General features: G+C 59.1%; 10 protein-coding genes and 4 pseudogenes. 11 read left to right on the top strand and 3 right to left on the bottom strand.

Annotated elements, in window-relative coordinates:
- Positions 1 to 191 precede the first annotated feature (191 nt).
- The 5 genes and pseudogenes from BTN45_RS25670 to BTN45_RS25690 all read left to right on the top strand — a co-directional run bounded on the left by BTN45_RS25670 (position 192) and on the right by BTN45_RS25690 (position 7657).
- A pseudogene (locus BTN45_RS25670) lies at positions 192 to 934 on the top strand (IS5 family transposase).
- Between the two features lie 339 nt (positions 935 to 1273).
- Entirely contained in the window at positions 1274 to 4708 is a 3435-nt protein-coding gene (locus BTN45_RS25675) for a response regulator (protein ID WP_207591772.1), read from the top strand.
- Positions 4705 to 5538, top strand: coding sequence for a CheR family methyltransferase (locus tag BTN45_RS25680; protein ID WP_052821350.1), 834 nt, complete (start codon positions 4705 to 4707; stop codon positions 5536 to 5538). Before BTN45_RS25675 ends, BTN45_RS25680 begins: the two co-directional genes overlap by 4 nt.
- On the top strand, positions 5535 to 6107 hold the full coding sequence (locus BTN45_RS25685; protein ID WP_052821349.1) for a chemotaxis protein CheB: 573 nt from the start codon (positions 5535 to 5537) through the stop codon (positions 6105 to 6107). The genes BTN45_RS25680 and BTN45_RS25685 overlap by 4 nt, the downstream gene beginning before the upstream one ends.
- On the top strand, positions 6104 to 7657 hold the full coding sequence (locus BTN45_RS25690; RefSeq protein ID WP_052821348.1) for a response regulator: 1554 nt from the start codon (positions 6104 to 6106) through the stop codon (positions 7655 to 7657). Before BTN45_RS25685 ends, BTN45_RS25690 begins: the two co-directional genes overlap by 4 nt.
- 22 nt (positions 7658 to 7679) lie before the next feature.
- Here the strand turns inward: BTN45_RS25690 and BTN45_RS25695 are convergent, their stop codons facing one another.
- Positions 7680 to 8051 carry a response regulator gene (locus BTN45_RS25695; RefSeq protein ID WP_038595187.1) on the bottom strand — a complete coding sequence of 124 codons (372 nt, stop codon included), beginning with the start codon at positions 8049 to 8051 and terminating at the stop codon, positions 7680 to 7682.
- A 114-nt stretch (positions 8052 to 8165) separates the two neighbouring features.
- Positions 8166 to 9395 (bottom strand): annotated as a pseudogene (locus BTN45_RS25700) (Nramp family divalent metal transporter).
- 530 nt (positions 9396 to 9925) lie between these two features.
- Between BTN45_RS25700 and BTN45_RS25705 the strand changes: the two are divergent.
- From BTN45_RS25705 to BTN45_RS25725, 5 genes are all read left to right on the top strand, one after another.
- Entirely contained in the window at positions 9926 to 10429 is a 504-nt protein-coding gene (locus BTN45_RS25705) for a DUF3597 domain-containing protein (RefSeq protein ID WP_082186164.1), read from the top strand.
- A gap of 45 nt (positions 10430 to 10474) precedes the next feature.
- A complete protein-coding gene (locus BTN45_RS25710; protein ID WP_052821346.1) occupies positions 10475 to 10978 on the top strand; it encodes a ferritin-like domain-containing protein in 504 nt (167 codons plus the stop codon).
- Positions 10979 to 11050: 72 nt separating this feature from the next.
- Positions 11051 to 13201, top strand: a complete 2151-nt coding sequence (gene catE, locus BTN45_RS25715; RefSeq protein ID WP_052821345.1) for a catalase C — start codon at positions 11051 to 11053, stop codon at positions 13199 to 13201.
- Between the two features lie 126 nt (positions 13202 to 13327).
- Positions 13328 to 13858, top strand: coding sequence for a YidB family protein (locus BTN45_RS25720; protein ID WP_052821344.1), 531 nt, complete (start codon positions 13328 to 13330; stop codon positions 13856 to 13858).
- 26 nt (positions 13859 to 13884) lie between these two features.
- Positions 13885 to 14370 (top strand): hypothetical protein, encoded by a 486-nt coding sequence (locus tag BTN45_RS25725; RefSeq protein ID WP_052821343.1) that lies wholly within the window; start codon positions 13885 to 13887, stop codon positions 14368 to 14370.
- A 115-nt stretch (positions 14371 to 14485) separates the two neighbouring features.
- On the opposite strand, the pseudogene BTN45_RS25730 reads toward BTN45_RS25725, so the two are convergent.
- Positions 14486 to 15919: pseudogene (locus BTN45_RS25730) on the bottom strand (ISL3 family transposase); the annotation flags it as partial.
- A 204-nt stretch (positions 15920 to 16123) separates the two neighbouring features.
- Here BTN45_RS25730 and BTN45_RS25735 point away from each other — a divergent pair.
- A pseudogene (locus BTN45_RS25735) lies at positions 16124 to 16416 on the top strand (transposase); the annotation flags it as partial.
- Between the last annotated feature and the right edge of the window lie 944 nt (positions 16417 to 17360).

The raw sequence follows: 17360 nt of genomic DNA on the forward strand, positions 1-17360 counted from the left end.
CGTCCGCGCGATGTTCCCAACGTCTGATGCCAGTTCTGTTGCCGTTACCTTCTTCATTCGAAGGTTAGATATCAAAGGAAATGACAGCGCAATGTTAGGTCCTGTTGACAAAGTGGATTCCCAAATCAGCAGAAGCGTGATTCAAGACTGCTTTTTAGGAGGCAGTTTTGGCTCGCGGCGACCTGACAGATATGGAATGGCGGATCATCGAGGGGTTGTTGCCCACCGAACGCGGCAGGAAGGATAATCGGCAATATCTGAACGGTATGCTGCATGTCCTTCGGGTCGGATGCCCGTGGCGCGACATGCATGAGCGATACGGAAAGTGGAATTCGGTCTATGTGCGCTTCCGCCGTTGGGCCGAACAAGGCGTTTGGGACGCCCTGCTTGAGACCCTCGTCGAACTGGGGCTGACGGATGACTGGCAGCACATGATCGACAGCACCACTGTTCGCGGCCATTCGCAGGCGGCGGGCGCAAAAGGGGGACTTATCAGGAGGCTTTTGGTCGATCACGCGGCGGCTTTACGACGAAAATCCACGCCCGAGCAGACGGTCAGGGCCGCCCTCTTGGCTTCGTCCTGACAGGCGGCGAGGCTTCGGACTACAACGCCGTTCCTGACTTGCTGGCGATACCGGTCGGCAAGCCGAGGTTGTTCCTCGCCGACAAAGGCTACGACGGTGACTTCCTGCGTGAAGAACTCCTGATCCACGGTATCAGGCCGGTCATTCCGCCAAAAACCAACCGAAAGAACCCGCCTGCCTGCGACTTTCGGGTTTACAAAGATCGAAACCGCATCGAGCGGATGTTCAACCGTCTCAAGCAGTTCCGGCGCGTCGCGACCCGATACGACAAGACACGAAAATCCTTCTCGGCATTCCTCGCCCTGGCAGCCGCAAAGATATGGCTGCCATACTTTGTCAACAGGACCTAGGCTTTTGTATGAGTGACGCTCATGCAAGATTTCCCGCAACGTGCGAAACGCGTTTTGTACCGGTCAAGTTCTGCATCATTGCGTTGGATACCCATTTCCGGATCTTCTTTCCGCGAGGCCATTTGCCTTCGGCAGGAACGCCGGCGCGCATGGGTCGTCCGCAGGCTTCAGCCGACCGCACACAAGCAAGTGATGGTTCGCCTGTTATGGGCCTGTCGGCAACAGCCCGTCGGAGGAATAATAGCAGAATATTGATGACGGCGGCTGTTGCACTAGCTAGAAGTAGCTCGCCCATATACTCCGCCACGACCTTGCCTCGCCTTGTTCAGGAACAGACACATGCCACAGACCGCTTCTCAAGACCTGACCCGCCGTGGTCTCGGTCTCGACCCCGTCGTCGCCCTCAGCCTCGCCGGCGCGATTGTTTTCTTCCTGATCAGCGGCGCGTTTGCCTACATCAACCTGAAGACGCTGCGGGAGAATACAGAGGCGATCGTCCATTCGCACGAGGTGATCATCACATTGGACGAGTTGCTGTCGAGCACGCAGGACGCGGAAACCGGCCAGCGCGGCTTCCTACTCACGAACAACGAACGGTACCTCGATCCGTACAACACGGCCCTTGATACGATCCCGGCCAAGATCCAGGAAATTGGCGAGCTCACCAGCGATAATCCGGCCCAGGTCCGGCGCCTGCCCATACTCAAGCAGCATGTCGATGCCAAGCTGGCGGAGTTGAAGCAGACGATCGATCTTCGTCGCAGCCAAGGTTTGGACGCGGCACTGGCAGTCGTCAACTCCGATCGCGGCAAGGTGGCTATGGATGCCGTGCGCGGACAGCTCTCGGCGATGAGCCGAGAAGAAGCGGTATTGCGGGCAAAGCGCCTCGAGGAAATGAACAATGCCTATGGTACTGCGCTTTTGAGCGGCGTACTTGCCGGCATCCTCGGCATTCTCCTGACCATCGCCATCGGCGTTTTGATCCGCCGTTCTACCCTCGCCCGTCGCCGCGAAGAATGGCTGCAGGCGGGTAATCTTGGACTGGCATCCGCGATGATGGGCGACCAGCGCACCGAGCAACTTGGCGGCAGCATTCTGACTTACCTAGCAAACCACGTCGGGGCCGTCGCCGGGGCAATCTTCGTGGGTGGGTCAGATGCCTACAAGCGTTCATCGACCTACGGCGTCCCCGCCGATGCAAAGCTTCCGGATTTGGTCAGGCCCCGTGAAGGTCTGCTCGGACAGGTGGCGGTCGAGGGCAAACCCGTCATCGTCAACGACGTGCCGGAAAACTATCTGGAGTTCGGCTCGGCGCTTGGCCGGGATAAGCCGCGGCACCTGGTTCTTGCCCCGGCGGCGATCGACCACAACGTGAACACTGTGATCGAGCTCGGCTTCCTGCGGCCTGTGGATGAACGCGTCCTCACGTTCCTTAAAGAGGCATCCGGCACGATCGCCACCGCCATTCGTTCGGCGAACTATCGAAGTGAGTTGCAGAACCTTCTGGAGGAAACCCAGCGACAATCGGAAGAGCTGCAGGTGCAGAGCGAGGAACTGCGGGTCTCGAACGAAGAACTCGAGGAACAGGGTCGGGCCTTGAAGGAGTCGCAAGCGCGGCTCGAACAGCAGCAGGTCGAACTGGAGCAGACGAACTCTCAGCTTGAGGAGCAGGCGCAACAGCTGGAATCGCAAAAAGACGACTTGGAGCGCTCCAACGCCTCAACTCAGCTGAAAGCCCGCGAGCTGGAGCAGGCCAGCCGATACAAGTCCGACTTCCTGGCCAACATGTCGCATGAGCTGCGCACGCCGCTGAACTCGTCGTTGATCCTGGCGAAACTGCTGGCGGACAATCCCGACGACAACCTGACGGCCGAGCAGGTCAAGTATGCCCAGACCATCCAGTCTTCAGGTAACGATCTTCTCAACCTGATCAACGACATTCTTGATCTTTCCAAAATCGAGGCGGGCCATGTCGACATCCGGCCCGAACCCGTCTCCGTCGAGCGTCTATCCAACAACCTGCGTCAAGTCTTCGAACCAATTGCCAAAAACAAGTCGCTCGGTTTCGAGATCGACATCTCGCCGGAATGCCCCGCAGTCATCGAGACCGATCTGCAGCGGATCGAACAGATCCTCAAAAACCTGCTGTCTAACGCTTTCAAGTTCACCGAGAAAGGCAAGGTTACGCTTTCGATGAACCGAACGGGCGACGGCCAGGTCGCCTTTGGGGTGACGGACACGGGGATCGGCATCGCGCCGGAGCAGCAAAAACGGATTTTCGAGGCCTTCCATCAAGCGGATGGAACGATCAGCCGCAAGTTTGGCGGCACGGGATTAGGCCTGTCTATTTCCCGTGAACTCGTGCGCCTGCTGGGTGGTACGATCCATATCAGAAGCCAGGAAGGGAAAGGCAGCACCTTAACGGTCACGCTCCCGCTCGCCTACGATCCTGCCATCGTCGCGCCGAGAGCTCCGGTCGGCAATGCCGTACCCCTCGCACCCGCTGCTTCAGCAGCACCAAGTCAACCGACGGCGCTACTGCCGCGAGCGATTGTGGAGGACGACCGCGCTATGCCCTCGGACGAGCGACGAATTCTGCTTGTCGTCGAAGATGATCAGACCTTCGCGGCGATCTTGCGTGACCTCGCCCGCGAGATGGGCTTCCGCTCGCTCGTAGCAGGCACCGCCCAGGACGCCCTTAACCTCGCGCAGCAGTTCATGCCGAGCGCCATCGTCCTCGATGTTGGCTTACCCGATCAGTCCGGCCTCTCCGTCCTCGATCGTCTGAAGCGGGATGTCCGCACCCGGCATATTCCGATCCATATCGTCTCGGGCGACGACTATACGGAGACTGCCCTGTCGCTCGGGGCTGTTGGCTACATGCTGAAGCCGGTGCAGCGCGAGCAACTGGTCGAAGTGCTGCACAAGCTTGAAGCAAAGCTTACGCAAGGCGTGCGCCGTGTTCTGATCGTTGAAGACAACGAGGTTCAACGAGAGGCCGTCGCCAAGCTTCTCACGTCACACGACGTCGAGACGGTCAGCGCCGGGACAGCAGCGGAAACCTTGGCACTGCTGAAGGACCAGACATTTGATTGCATGGTTCTTGACCTTTCACTTCCGGACGCGTCGGGGTACTCGCTGCTTGAAACCATCAGCCAGGAGGACACGCATTCCTTCCCACCGGTGATCGTCTACACCGGTCGCGTGCTCGCATCCGACGAGGAGGAAAAACTTCGTCGCTATTCGAAGTCGATCATCATCAAAGGGGCAAAGTCGCCGGAGCGGCTGCTGGACGAGGTGTCGCTGTTCCTGCACCAGGTCGTCTCGGAGCTGCCGGACGAGCAGCAGAAGATGATCCGCAAGGCGCGTCACCGCGACGCCCTGCTTGAGGGACGCCGGATCCTCATTGTTGAAGACGACGTGCGTAATGTCTACGCCCTCACGAATATTCTGGAGCCCCGTGGCGCGCTCATTCAGATAGCCCGCAATGGCCAGGAGGCGCTCGACGCCCTGGAGAAATCCAGCGCCGATGACGTGTCCAAGATCGATCTGGTGCTGATGGATGTGATGATGCCGGTGATGGATGGCCTGACAGCAACGCGGGCGATCCGAAAAAATCCTGACTGGAAAAAGCTGCCGATCATCACTCTGACGGCCAAGGCGATGCCCGACGATCAGCAGCGCTGCATCGATGCCGGCGCCAACGATTATATGGCCAAACCACTCGACGTCGAAAAGCTGCTATCGCTCGTCCGCGTCTGGATGCCGCGATGAGCGAGACATTCGACAAGATCGAGGACATCGAGATCCGGCTGCTGCTGGAGGCGCTCTACGTCCGCTACCACTATGACTTCCGCAATTACGCGATGGCATCGGTGAAGCGACGCCTGCGTCAGGCCCGTGAGCAACTGGGGTTTCCGACTATTTCGGCCATCCAGGAAAGCGTCTTGCACGACGAGGCGATGCTGCCGCGGTTGCTTGGCTATCTGACCGTGCAGGTGAGCGAGATGTTTCGCGATCCGAGCTACTTTCGCGCCATTCGCGAGAAGGTGGTGCCGCATCTTAAGACCTATCCATCGCTTAAGATTTGGATCGCTGGCTGCAGCGGCGGGGAGGAACTTTATTCCTTTGTGATCCTGTTCCGCGAGGAGGGTCTGGAGGACAGGACGATCTTCTATGCCACCGATATCAACCAGGAAGCGTTGAGGATCGCCGAAGCCGGTGTCTATGATCTCGATCGCATGCAGCTCTTCACGCAAAACCACCGAGCGTCAGGCGGCAAGTCGTCTTTGTCAGATTATTACACCACCGGTTATGGCCGGGCGACATTCGACCGCAGCCTCAGGGAGCGTGTCGTTTTTTCCGACCATAGCCTTGTGACAGACGCGGTCTTCGGCGAGATGAATCTGATCTCCTGTCGCAATGTGATGATTTACTTCGATCGGCCACTTCAGGATCGGACCATCGGCCTGTTCAAGGAATCGCTCGCGCGGAAAGGCTTTTTGGGGATCGGCGCGAAGGAAAGCCTTCGGTTCTCGGCGCATGCCAATGCGTTCACAGACGTCGTTCGCGAAGAGAAGATCTACCAGAAGGCGGTCCGATGAGCACCTCCAGTCCAGAGGCTGTCGTGATCGGTACATCGGCTGGTGCCCTTGAGGCGCTATCCGTTATCCTGCCAGCGCTTCCTGCCGACTTCGGATTACCGATCATGGTGGTGGTTCATATACCTCCGGACAAACGCAGCGTTCTTGCCGAGCTCTTTGCCGCAAAATGCGCCCTTAATGTCGTTGAGGCAGAGGACAAGGTTCCGCTCGAAGCAGGGACTATCTACTTCGCGCCGCCAGACTACCATCTGCTTGTCGAAACAGACAGGTCACTTGCGCTATCCGCCGATGAGCCCGTGCTGTTTTCCCGTCCGTCGATCGATGTCCTGTTTGAATCGGCTGCAGACATTTACGGTCCCGGCCTGATTGGTATTGTTCTGACCGGCGCCAACCAGGATGGGGCTTTGGGCCTCAAAGCGATCGCCGACGCAGGCGGCATCGCAATTGTTCAGGAACCAGACACGGCGTTTCAGGACGCCATGCCAGAGGCTGCGATTAAAGCCGTTGCGAAAGCCGATATTTTGTCACTTGCTTCGATAGCTACTTATCTGCAAAAGGTTGAGCCATGAACCCCGTCAAATTTTTGCTGGTCGACGATCTCGAAGAAAACCTCCTGTCTCTCGAAGCGCTGCTTCGTCGCGACGACCTGTATCTTCTGAAAGCCCGCTCCGGCGACCAGGCGCTCGAAATCCTCCTTGAGGATGATGTCGCGCTCGCCTTGATAGACGTCCAGATGCCTGGCCTCAACGGTTTTGAGCTTGCCGAACTGATGCGCGGCAATGAGCGAACCCGCCGCATCCCGATCATCTTTGTTACCGCCGGCAGCACGAGCGAGCGCCGCCGCTTCGAGGGATATGAAGCGGGAGCCGTGGATTTTATCCAGAAGCCGATCGAGCCCGATGTGCTGCGCCATAAGGCAGAGGTCTTTTTCGAACTCTATCGTCAGCGCCAACAGATCGAGCAGCAGCGGGACCAGCTTCAGACCCAGGCCGAGGCGCTGAAGGAAGCGGACCGCCGCAAGGACGAGTTCCTGGCCACTCTTGCCCATGAGCTTCGCAACCCACTTGCACCGCTTCGCAATGGTCTCGATATCCTGCGGCGCGATCCCGACGATGTGAGGGCTTACGAGCTTCGCGAGATGATGGACCGTCAGTTGGACCACCTGGTTAGGCTGATCGACGATCTCCTTGATGTTTCGCGTGTCAGCCAAGGAAAGATCGAGCTGCGCCAGGAGAAGGTCAGGGTCGCGGACGTCGTTCATTCAGCGGCCGAGGCCAGCCGCCCGCTTATCGATCGCGCAGCACACACCTTCGAGCTCGATATCCCCACCGCAGATCTTTGGATCGATGCGGACCCGGCCCGCGTGTCGCAGGTCATCGCCAACCTGCTGACCAACGCAGCAAAATACACGCCATCCGGCGGAACGATCAAACTATCGGTGACCGCGGACGGCGGCAAAGCTGTCATCACCATCCGCGACAATGGAGTAGGCATTCCGGCCGAGATGCAGAGCGACGTCTTCCGGCTGTTTGCGCAGGTCGGTGGTCATCGAGAGCGTTCGCAAGGTGGCCTCGGTATCGGCCTGGCCCTCGTCAAGCAATTGGTCGAACTGCACGGCGGCTCGGTCAGCGCATCAAGCGAGGGGACTGATCGAGGAAGCGTCTTCACTGTCCAGATCCCGTTAACCGCAGCCCCGGAGGAAATCACAACTGCGGAACAGTCCGCCAAACCAACGGAGAAGCCATCCCAGAGGCTGAAAGTCCTCGTCATCGATGACAACCCGATCATCGCCGACACGATGGGGATGTTGCTGGAGGACATCGGCCATGAATTCGAGGCGGTCCACGATGGACGAGAAGCTCTGGATGCCGCTCGCAACTATAGGCCAGACGCGATCCTGCTCGATATTGGCCTCCCCGGTATGGATGGCTACGAGGTCTGCCGCGCGCTGAGGCAGGACCACCTGTTCGAACACACCACCATCATCGCTCAGACAGGCTGGGGCCAGGATAAGGACAAGGAACTGGCCAGAGATGCGGGGTTCGATTTCCACCTCACCAAGCCTGTGCCTCTTGCGGATCTTCAGCGAATACTTTCGGGCGTGGCAGCAAGAGACTGACGAAGGGTGCCGTCGGCGTTTGTTATGCGGCCGAGAGCATCTCGTTCAGACTGGCAATGACGTTCGCGCAGCTATAGGGTTTGGCGAAGAAGCGGCATTCTGCTGGGAGGTCGGTATTCGCGGGGCGATGGCGTCCAGAGGCGACGAGAATTTTGACGTCGGGTCGGTCGGTACTCACCACTTGCGCGAGATCCAACCCGTCTTTCGGGCCTGGCATGTCGACATCGGTGAACACCGCAATGATGTCGGGAACCACGCCAAGGATCGCGACTGCGTCGACGACATTGCAGGCTTCGAGGACCTTGAAACCAGCCTCTTCCAGGGCATCGACGATATTCCAGCGGATGAGAGCTTCGTCCTCAACGACAAGCACGGTATCACCTGAGTTCGGCATCTCGATATCCTAGTTCTGCAAGCGAAACGCAATACAGCGCAAAACGATCAGCGCGTTTGTTTATTAGATGCCGACAATATTAATAAAATGCCAATTAACCTGAAGGCTCATGCATCAGTCAATGAGCATCGCGACCGCTGCAACACCCATCACGCCGCTCGCCGCCCATCCGCAGATCTTCATGGCAATGGGAGCCGTGAACTCCTTCATCTGCTTTTTGCTGCTGACGACCATCATCATCGCGATCATGATTGGCACGGCGACAAATCCGTTGATGACGGCACTCCAGAACAGCGCCTTGACCGGATCGAGCGGCACAAATTCGAGGCTGAGTCCGAACAGGGTCGCCGCCACGATAACGCCGTAGAAGCCCACGGCTTCCCACGGTTTGTGGTCGAGACCCGCCTTCCAGTCCTGCGTTTCGGCGAAGGCATATGCCGCAGAGCCAGCCAGAACCGGGATCGACAGCAGCCCCGTCCCAACGATGCCGAGGCTGAAGAGGACAAAGGCAAAATTGCCGGCGATCGGCTTCAGCGCTTCGGCGACATCCGCGGCCGAGTTGATATCGGTCTTTCCGTTGGCGTGCAGCGTCGCGGCCGCGCAAATCATGATCGCGACAGCGACGATCGTGGAAACGGCCATCCCCGCGAGGGTATCAAGCTCGATCCGGTTCAGCTCTTTCGGAGCTTGAGGCGGTGCCTCCTCAAGCGGCTTGGCTTCCTCCTTGCGATCGATCTCCTCGACCTCCTGACTCTACTGCCAGAAGAATAGATAAGGACTGATCGTCGTGCCGAGGATCGCAACGACCACGGTGAAGCTGTCATTGTTCAAGGCAAAGGTTGGCCAGACAAATCCTTTCAACGTCGCCATCCAGTCGATCTTCACCACAAACAGGACGGCGATGTAGGCGAACAGGACCAGCGTCAGCCACTTCAGGATGTTGGCATATCGCTCATAGGGAATGAACATCTGCAGCCCTAGTGACAAGAGGGCGAAGAAGATGGTGATCGGCAGGCTCGGCATGCCCGTCGCGAGCTCGACCGACGCACCCATCGCCGCGAGGTTCGCGCCAATATTGATGCAGTTGGCAACGAATAGCAGACAGACCAACCCGGTGACGAGCCATTTCGGCCAGATGGCACCCATGTTGACCGCCAGCCCCGATCCGGTCACGCGGCCAATTCTGGCGCTGACAAGCTGGATTGCCGACATCAGCGGATAAGACAGCAACATGGTCCAAAGCATGTTGAAGCCGAACTGCGCGCCGGCCTGGGAGTAGGTTGCGATCCCACTTGGATCGTCGTCGGCGGCTCCAGTGATTAGGCCAGGGCCAAGCTTCTTCAGAACCGAGCCTGATGTCGGACGCGACGTGGCATGCCCGGAAGGGGGCGCGGGTAGCGGGCCGTCAATTGAGGTGTTCACATCAGTCGTCAGAGCCCCTTTTGGGAGCCGATAAGGGGTCCCGTTACGACGCCTATCGACAGCCTCCCGACAAGACGTCCGCTCGTTCCTGGCGCGGTGGATGATCGGGAGACTGCGGATTCACGGCTACCTCGGGACACAGGATTCGCTGGCATGGCTACGAAGTGCTTGTTCTTTCGAAACAATACCGCCTTGTCAGCAGGTCGAGAGGCTGGACGCTGTGGGTCGATCACGGAGGTGATAAGACGTTGTCATCGGTGCTGGCGACGAAATTTATTCCCACTCGTTCAGGGCGCGGAACCTTGACGCCTCCACCGCGTTAAATGGCACTCACGGACACGTGATTATTGGGACGACAGGCTCATGAATCCTTTCGTGGTGATTTCGGTACGCCAAGTATCGCAGCTCCGTTTCAGGCCACGTCCTCACCCGCTCAGACAAGGAGGATCACTTTGAGCATCTTCGACCGTATCAAGCACGCAATCTTTGGCGAAGCACATGCTGCATCTGCTCCGCAGAGATCAAACTCGTCCGCATCTTCGACCTCACCGTCTTCTTCCGCGCCGGCCTCCACAATGTCTTCGTCGCCCGCACCGTCGACGACCGCGGCCGCTCCGGCGGCAAGCTCGTCGTCTTCCGCAACCCAGCCTGCAGCCCCGTCGTCCGCGCAGCCCTCTCAGTCGGCCGGCAGCGGTTCCTCCGTCGATGTCGAAACCATTCTGAACGAAGCCGTGAAGAAGTCAGGCCAGAAGCTCGACTGGCGGCACTCCATCGTCGACCTGATGAAGGCGCTTGACATGGACGCGAGCCTCGAAGAGCGCAAAGAGCTTGCTCAGGAACTCGGCTATTCCGGCGACGCCCATGACAGCGCGAAAATGAATACCTTCCTTCACAAGGCGCTCATGAAGAAGCTGTCGGAAAACGGCGGCAAGGTACCGGCCGACCTGCTCGACTGATCGCAGTCATCGTTAAGTTAGAAATCATCAACAGGGAGAAATGAAATGGCAGCCACCAAGACACTCGACGACCTGTTCCTCGATACGCTCAAGGACATCTATTTCGCTGAAAAGCAGATCCTGAAGGCCCTTCCGAAAATGGCCCGCGCCGCGCAGTCGGAAGAAGGCAAAGCAGGCTTTCTTCAGCATCACGACGAGACGCAGGGCCAGATCGAACGCCTTGAGCAGGTCTTCGAACTGCTCGGCAGGCCGGCGCGAGGTAAGACTTGCGAGGCCATCCAGGGCATCATCGCCGAAGGCGAGGAGATAATCGAGGAGTTCAAGGAATCTCCGGCTCTTGACGCTGGCCTGATCTCCTCCGCCCAGGCGGTCGAGCACTACGAGATCGCCCGCTACGGCACTCTTATCGAGTGGGCTAAGCAGCTCGGTCTGAAGGATGCCGTGCCGCTCCTTCAGGCAAATCTTGCCGAAGAGGAAGCGACGGACAAGAAGCTGACGCAGCTCGCAAAGGCGTCTGCGAATGCCAAGGGCAAAAGCAAGGCAGCCTAAACCATCTGAACTCACGAGAAGGCCGTCCAGACGGCCTTTTTTGACATCCGGCCACCATCATCGGGGACAACCATGGCAAAGCGCACGACGCGGGCTTCCTGCTCGACCTCATCTACCGACACCGTCACCATTCACGACCAGCAGCTTCACCGCGGCGCGGGCGGCGAGCTGCATCAGATCGCGGAGGATGGCGCCGACGTCCTGACCACGTCGCAGGGCGGGCCGGTCGCCGACGACCAGAACTCGCTTCGAGTCGGCCCGCGAGGTCCGCTTCTGGTCGACGACTTTCATTTTCGCGAGAAGATATTCCACTTCGACCACGAGCGCATTCCGGAACGCGTGGTGCATGCGCGTGGCTATGGCGCCCACGGTTTCTTCGAGACCTACGAAACCTTGTCGGACGTCACGCGCGCCGACATCTTCCAGCGACCAGGCGAGAAGACGCCCGTGTTCGTGCGCTTCTCAACCGTCGCAGGCAACAAGGGTTCCGCCGACCTGGCGCGCGACGTTCGCGGCTTTGCCGTCAAGTTCTACACGCAGGAAGGCAACTGGGACCTCGTCGGAAACAACATCCCGGTCTTCTTTATCCAGGATGCGATCAAATTCCCCGACATGGTGCACGCTGCCAAACAGGAACCTGACCGGGCCTTCCCGCAGGCGCAGACCGCCCACGACAATTTCTGGGATTTTATCAGCCTGACGCCGGAAAGCATGAACATGGTCATGTGGATTATGTCCGACAGGACGATCCCTCGCTCCTTTCGTTTCATGGAAGGCTTCGGCGTCCACACCTTCCGGTTTGTCAACGAAAAGGACGAATCCACGTTCGTCAAGTTCCACTGGAAGCCGAAGCTCGGCCTGCAGTCCGTCGCATGGAACGAAGCGGTCAAGATCAACGGGGCCGATCCCGACTTCCATCGCCGCGATCTCTGGCAGTCGATCCAGTCCGGCAACTTCCCGGAATGGGAGCTGTGCGTGCAGCTCTTCGATCAGGAGTTTGCCGACAATTTCGACTTCGACGTGCTCGATCCGACGAAGATTATCCCTGAGGAAATCCTGCCCGTGAAGCCGATCGGCCGTCTCGTGCTCGACCGCATGCCGGACAACTTCTTCGCGGAGACCGAGCAGGTCGCATTCATGACCCAGAATGTGCCGCCGGGCATCGGCTTCAGCAACGACCCCCTGCTTCAGGGCCGCAACTTCTCCTACCTCGACACGCAGCTAAAGCGCCTTGGCGGTCCGAACTTTACGCACCTTCCCATCAACGCACCGAAGTGTCCCTTCCACAATTTTCAGCAGGACGGGCACATGGCGATGCGCAACCCGGCCGGCCGGGTGAACTACCAGCCGAACTCCTTTGGTGAAGGTCCGCGCGAATCTCCGTCGAGAGGCTATCGCCACTTCCCTGCCGAGGAGAACGGTTCGAAGGTGCGGCTGCGCCCGGAGAGCTTCGCCGACCATTACAGCCAGGCTCGCCAGTTCTTTCTCAGCCAGACGCCGCCGGAGCAGCGGCACATCGCCATGGCGCTGACCTTCGAACTGAGCAAGGTGGAAACGGTCGCCATCCGGGAGCGGATGATCTCCCATCTCCTGAACATTGACGAGACGCTCGCGACCACTGTCGCGCAGAAGCTCGGGATCCAGACGATGCCGAAAGCAGCGGACGCCGCCATGCCGACGCGCCAGGATCTCGAGCCCTCTCCTGCCCTCAGCATCGTCGAGCGTGGTCCGAAGCGGTTCGAGGGCCGCAAGCTTGGTGTGCTCGTCACCGACGGGGTCGATGCGAAGCTCTTGAAGGGGCTGAAGACCGCTATCGAAAAGGAGAAGGCTCTAGTCGAGCTGATCGCGCCGAAGGTCGGCGGCGTGACCGCGTCCGACGGCTCCTGGATCGAGGCCCAGCATATGATCGACGGTGGTCCGTCGGTGCTGTTCGACGCCGTTGCCGTCCTCGCCTCGCCCGCCGCGATCGAGGATCTGGTAAAGGAGGCGACCGCGCGGGACTTCGTCGCGGATGCATTCCAGCACTGCAAGTTCATCGGCTACGACGAGAGCGCCTTCCCGCTGCTCGTCAAAGCCGGGATCACCGATGTCCTCGACGAGGGCATGATCATCCTTCCCGGCGAAGAAGGACTTGCCGCCTTCGTGTCTGAGCTCGGCAAGCTTCGGGTCTGGGGGCGCGAACCCGCGCTCAAGCTCGGCAAGGCGTCTCCGCCGGTGAAGTGAACATGAGGCGAGGACCCCGTGTCCGCCCCCCTCCGTCGAAGGAGTGAGGAACGTGAGACCTCTTCCAGTGTTGTCGTTCCACGGAGCGGCAACACACCGGAAGAAGCTAACACAGGAGATAGATCAATGATGAGTGGACCTATGAAAGCGCTGCTGGGAGCGCTCGCCGTGGCAGGCTACCAGAACCGTGACAAGATCGCGGAGGTGCTGCGCGGGCTTCAGAACCGGCAGCCTCAAAGCGGCGACGCCTCTCGCCCGACCGATAAGGCGGACGGCGGCCTGGGTGGTCTCTTTGGGGGACAAGGCGGCCTTGGAGACCTACTCGGGGGCCTGACGACCGGCGGCATCCTCAGCGGCGGCCTGGGCGACCTTCTGAAGACGTTTCAGCAGAACGGCCACGGCGACAAGGCAGATACGTGGGTCCAGCCGGGACCGAACGCTCCCATTGAGCGAGGACAGCTCTCGGAGGCTCTCGGCCCGGACGTCCTCGACGAACTCACGGCCAAGACGGGCCTGTCTCGCGAGGACATCCTCGATCGGTTGACGCGCGATCTGCCGAAGGCCGTGGACGACCTTACGCCCGATGGCAAAGTGCCGAGCGAAGAAGACGACTTCCTTCGCTCGGCCAGCGCGCTGTCGACGGGCAAGACCGCATGAACTCTACCTCTCGAACGGAGAACACGATGTCCGAACCGAACAATTCGCCAGCCGTCCAGTTGATGCGCGAGGAGCAGGAGCGGCAGCGCTCCGCAGCGAGCGCCGGCACCCTCGATAAGGGGCTAGAGGCCACCTTCCCTGGTTCCGATCCCGTGTCTGCAACGATCACCTCGATCCCGGCGGGCCGAGCGGAGACCGCAGACGCAGGTTCCCCAGCGCGCGCCGCGGAACTTGCAGAGGATCGGGACTACCCACGCGTCGACGCCGCACTGGAGAGCCAGTCGCAAATTGACTCTGAGGTTCTCGATGCCGGGGAGGAAGTCCGCGCTTTGCGTCGGGACGTCGCCCGACTGAGGGAAAACCTGCTTGAAATCGCCGAGGGCGGTGTCGAACTGATGAAGGCGGAAGCCCGATCCGCAGTTCGCGACGCTGAGAGCCGCATTCGGGAGCGTCCGCTAACAGCCGTAAGTATTGCCGCGCTATTGGGTTATGTCTGGGGGCTGACCCGCTAGACCCGGCGTTAGCTCAATTCACTGGCCCTCGCGGCTTCCCTTGCTGGCTTCGGCGCCCATCAGCGTCATTGTCAATCGGCGTCGTAACGGGGGGTCTGACGCAATTTCGATGACATCAGGGTGCTCCGACGATACGTGCCTCAAGCAAATCCAGTTTCCCGCGCCCGTACATCTGGCGCTTGATGAGTTTGCTTGGTGATGTGGCCCTCTGTCGGGCCGTTCGACCAAATTGAAGTGATTGCATTTTGAACCGCTGCTCTATCGCGGATAACGCCGTTCGCGAATGGAGAGATTAAGCTTGCTGCGGCGCAGTTGATCCATGTGTCCAGATCATCTTTAGACTTGCGCCGCAGCATTTCGTGGAAGCTCTCCACAACATTTCTTGCGTCGACAAGGTCTGGTAGCTGCTCCTCAATCGCTGCGACCATCATCGTCTGCGCCTTGGTCAAATTGTTGCGCTCAAGGGTCATCAGGCGGACGATGGTGCGTGCTGCTGGCGCGTGACCGAGCCGTTCTCGGCCTTTTCGGCCCTTCTTCGTCGTGTTGCCCATTCCGTGACGACGCGGAGACCGCCGCCAAAACCAGCCAGCCAAGCTGCCGCCCAAGGTTCAGCGCCGTTTCGTAATCCGGCATCCCATTGCGCTTCGAGCCACGGGAGGTGTGGTTCGAGCGAAGTTTGCCGGACTCGGAAGATGTCGGTCCTTTGACCACGGATGACACTGCGAACGAGCTTACGACTATGTCCTGTTCTGCGCACGATTTCCTTGATGGACACGCCATCGCCGACGAGCCCACGAATGACAGAGTTAGTCTCTTCACGCCGTAGATAGCCCTCATATTGCAAACGCTCGGCGGCAGTCAGAAGCTTAGGGCTTACGGTTGCTGTTCCAACTGCCAGGCGCACCTGCCGCATCGACTTGCGAACGGCGTCAAGAAAGGCGTGGCTAGCATTTTCCATGAGATGCCAGCGGTCGACGACCTGTTCGGCCTGTGGCAGGGCTTGCGCAGCGGCCTGTGCACATCCGCCGCCGCGGTCTCTTGCGACGATTTTGATTTGCGGCTGCTCAACCAGCCAGGCCTTTGCGGTCGAGGATTCTCGGTCGGGCAACAACGCGATCGTCTTTCGCCGTTCCAGATCGCAGATAATCGTGCCATATCGGTGATTGCTACGCCACGCCCAGTCATCAATGCCGATAACGCTTGGCGGCGGTGGTGGTGGGCGATCATATCGGCGAACGGTTCGAAGCAGCGTGTCATTGCTAACCGGTAACCCGAGACGATCTGCGAACCGTGCTGCTGGCCGACCACCCAATGCCAAAGCGAGATGGTAAACTAAGGTCTCTAGGCGTGCCGTGCGGCGGGCCATCGGTCGGATCACGCCATCACCGAAACGCTCGGCGAAAATCTTTCGGCGACAATGGACGACATTGCAGACGAAGCGTCGGACCGTCAGATGCAATTCGATCCTTCGGCCCGCACACGGCAGATCGGCGATCATCCGAGGATAGCGGCTATGAACGCGATGGGAGGTCGTACCGCATTCGGGACACTTGCAACCTGGGGAATGACCGTATGCGGCGATGACCATCGCATCGGATGTGTGGTGCACTGACTTGACGTCAGCTCGGCTGGGATCAGATCGGAAAGCCGAAACTGGGCTCGCATGGCGCTGGTTCTCCGTGAAAAACCAGGCCAGTGGAATCTAAAACATCATCAAGATTGAGTCAGACCCCTTACTCCATGCCTAATCACAACCTGGCAGAGATGCATGGTTCACTTCATGCGCAATGCCTTGGTCCAAGCCGGAAAGAGCGGACGTCGCGTCGTGTCCGCCTTCATTGCCACGGCATTTGCTCAGGACACGCCAGCGGCGGCGAGCACCCAATGGCGCAGTGTCGCCGACCAGATCAGGCCGAAGGTTCCGAAACTCGCTACGCTGATGGATAGTGCCGAACAGGATGTCCTCGCTTACATGACCTTTCCCAAGCAGCACTGGGCAAAGCTTCAGTCGACAAATCTGATCGAGCGTCGCACGGCGAGATCAAGTAACGAAATCCATCCCCATCCGCGCTCAAAATGGCTTCCCCTCGGCAGTTCATCAGGGCTAAATCAAACTGGCATGTCCGCCGAAACGGGCACTCCAAGACTACAATGGCTCGGGAAACGCTTCCCGTCGCACTCAAAAAAGTGAGGCCCGCCGATCTCGTTGGAGATTAATCGAGCGGGCCTCGCGCCGCTGCGGAATTGGAACACCGACGGCAATGTTTCAATTCGCTAAAAAACCAAACGTTCCTGGGCACAGGTGAGAACAAAAAAGCCCGTCACCTGGCGGGGTGACGAGCTCACGCTTAGGCGCTATTCGCAACGCCGCTGCATTCTATGATGCCTGTTCTTGGCATTCGTGTCGTTGGAATAGAAGATAGCGCAGATAGGTTGCGCGAAGCTTACGTTTCAACTGTAACTTATAGTCTTCAAAAAGAATGAGGCCCGACGCTCCTCGTAAGCGCCGGGCATCTATGCCGCTACCCGTTGGAAAGATGCGACGGTTCAAGGCTAACCCCGCCGGCAATACCGGCAACCTTAAAAAACACGACAGGAGAACAGGGCGACTGTACGCGAGGGGGAGCGGGAGGCTTGTGCCACCGGCCATTTTTGGGGCCGCTTTGCTCAACGCTGTGGCCATAATGTAAGGCTGATTCCCTCCGATCTACGTGAAGCCGTTTGTCAAACGTCAGAAGAACGACACAGCCGATGCAGCGGCGATCGAGGCTGCACAACGAGCGAACATGCATTATGTCGAGGTCAAGGGCTGAACATCAAGCCCGAGCGGTGGCGTTTCGAACGCACCAGTGCTTCGTGCGCCATCGTACCGAGCTCATCAATGCGCTGCGTGGACATCTTGGCGAATTCGGGATCATCGTTGTTCAAGGACCCGCCAATCTCACTGCGGTAGTGGGAATTCTGGCCGATGAGACAAATGATCTTCCTAC

The sequence above is a fragment of the Rhizobium sp. ZX09 genome, assembly GCF_017357485.1.
Lineage (GTDB): Bacteria > Pseudomonadota > Alphaproteobacteria > Rhizobiales > Rhizobiaceae > Agrobacterium > Agrobacterium pusense.

What these genes read in the sequence shown, in the direction of transcription:
- BTN45_RS25675 (WP_207591772.1), top strand. Translation starts at nt 1,274, where the DNA reads ATGCCACAGACCGCTTCTCAAGACCTGACCCGCCGTGGTCTCGGTCTC.
- BTN45_RS25680 (WP_052821350.1), top strand. Translation starts at nt 4,705, where the DNA reads ATGAGCGAGACATTCGACAAGATCGAGGACATCGAGATCCGGCTGCTG.
- BTN45_RS25685 (WP_052821349.1), top strand. Translation starts at nt 5,535, where the DNA reads ATGAGCACCTCCAGTCCAGAGGCTGTCGTGATCGGTACATCGGCTGGT.
- BTN45_RS25690 (WP_052821348.1), top strand. Translation starts at nt 6,104, where the DNA reads ATGAACCCCGTCAAATTTTTGCTGGTCGACGATCTCGAAGAAAACCTC.
- BTN45_RS25695 (WP_038595187.1), bottom strand. Translation starts at nt 8,051, where the DNA reads ATGCCGAACTCAGGTGATACCGTGCTTGTCGTTGAGGACGAAGCTCTC.
- BTN45_RS25710 (WP_052821346.1), top strand. Translation starts at nt 10,475, where the DNA reads ATGGCAGCCACCAAGACACTCGACGACCTGTTCCTCGATACGCTCAAG.
- catE (WP_052821345.1), top strand. Translation starts at nt 11,051, where the DNA reads ATGGCAAAGCGCACGACGCGGGCTTCCTGCTCGACCTCATCTACCGAC.
- BTN45_RS25720 (WP_052821344.1), top strand. Translation starts at nt 13,328, where the DNA reads ATGATGAGTGGACCTATGAAAGCGCTGCTGGGAGCGCTCGCCGTGGCA.
- BTN45_RS25725 (WP_052821343.1), top strand. Translation starts at nt 13,885, where the DNA reads ATGTCCGAACCGAACAATTCGCCAGCCGTCCAGTTGATGCGCGAGGAG.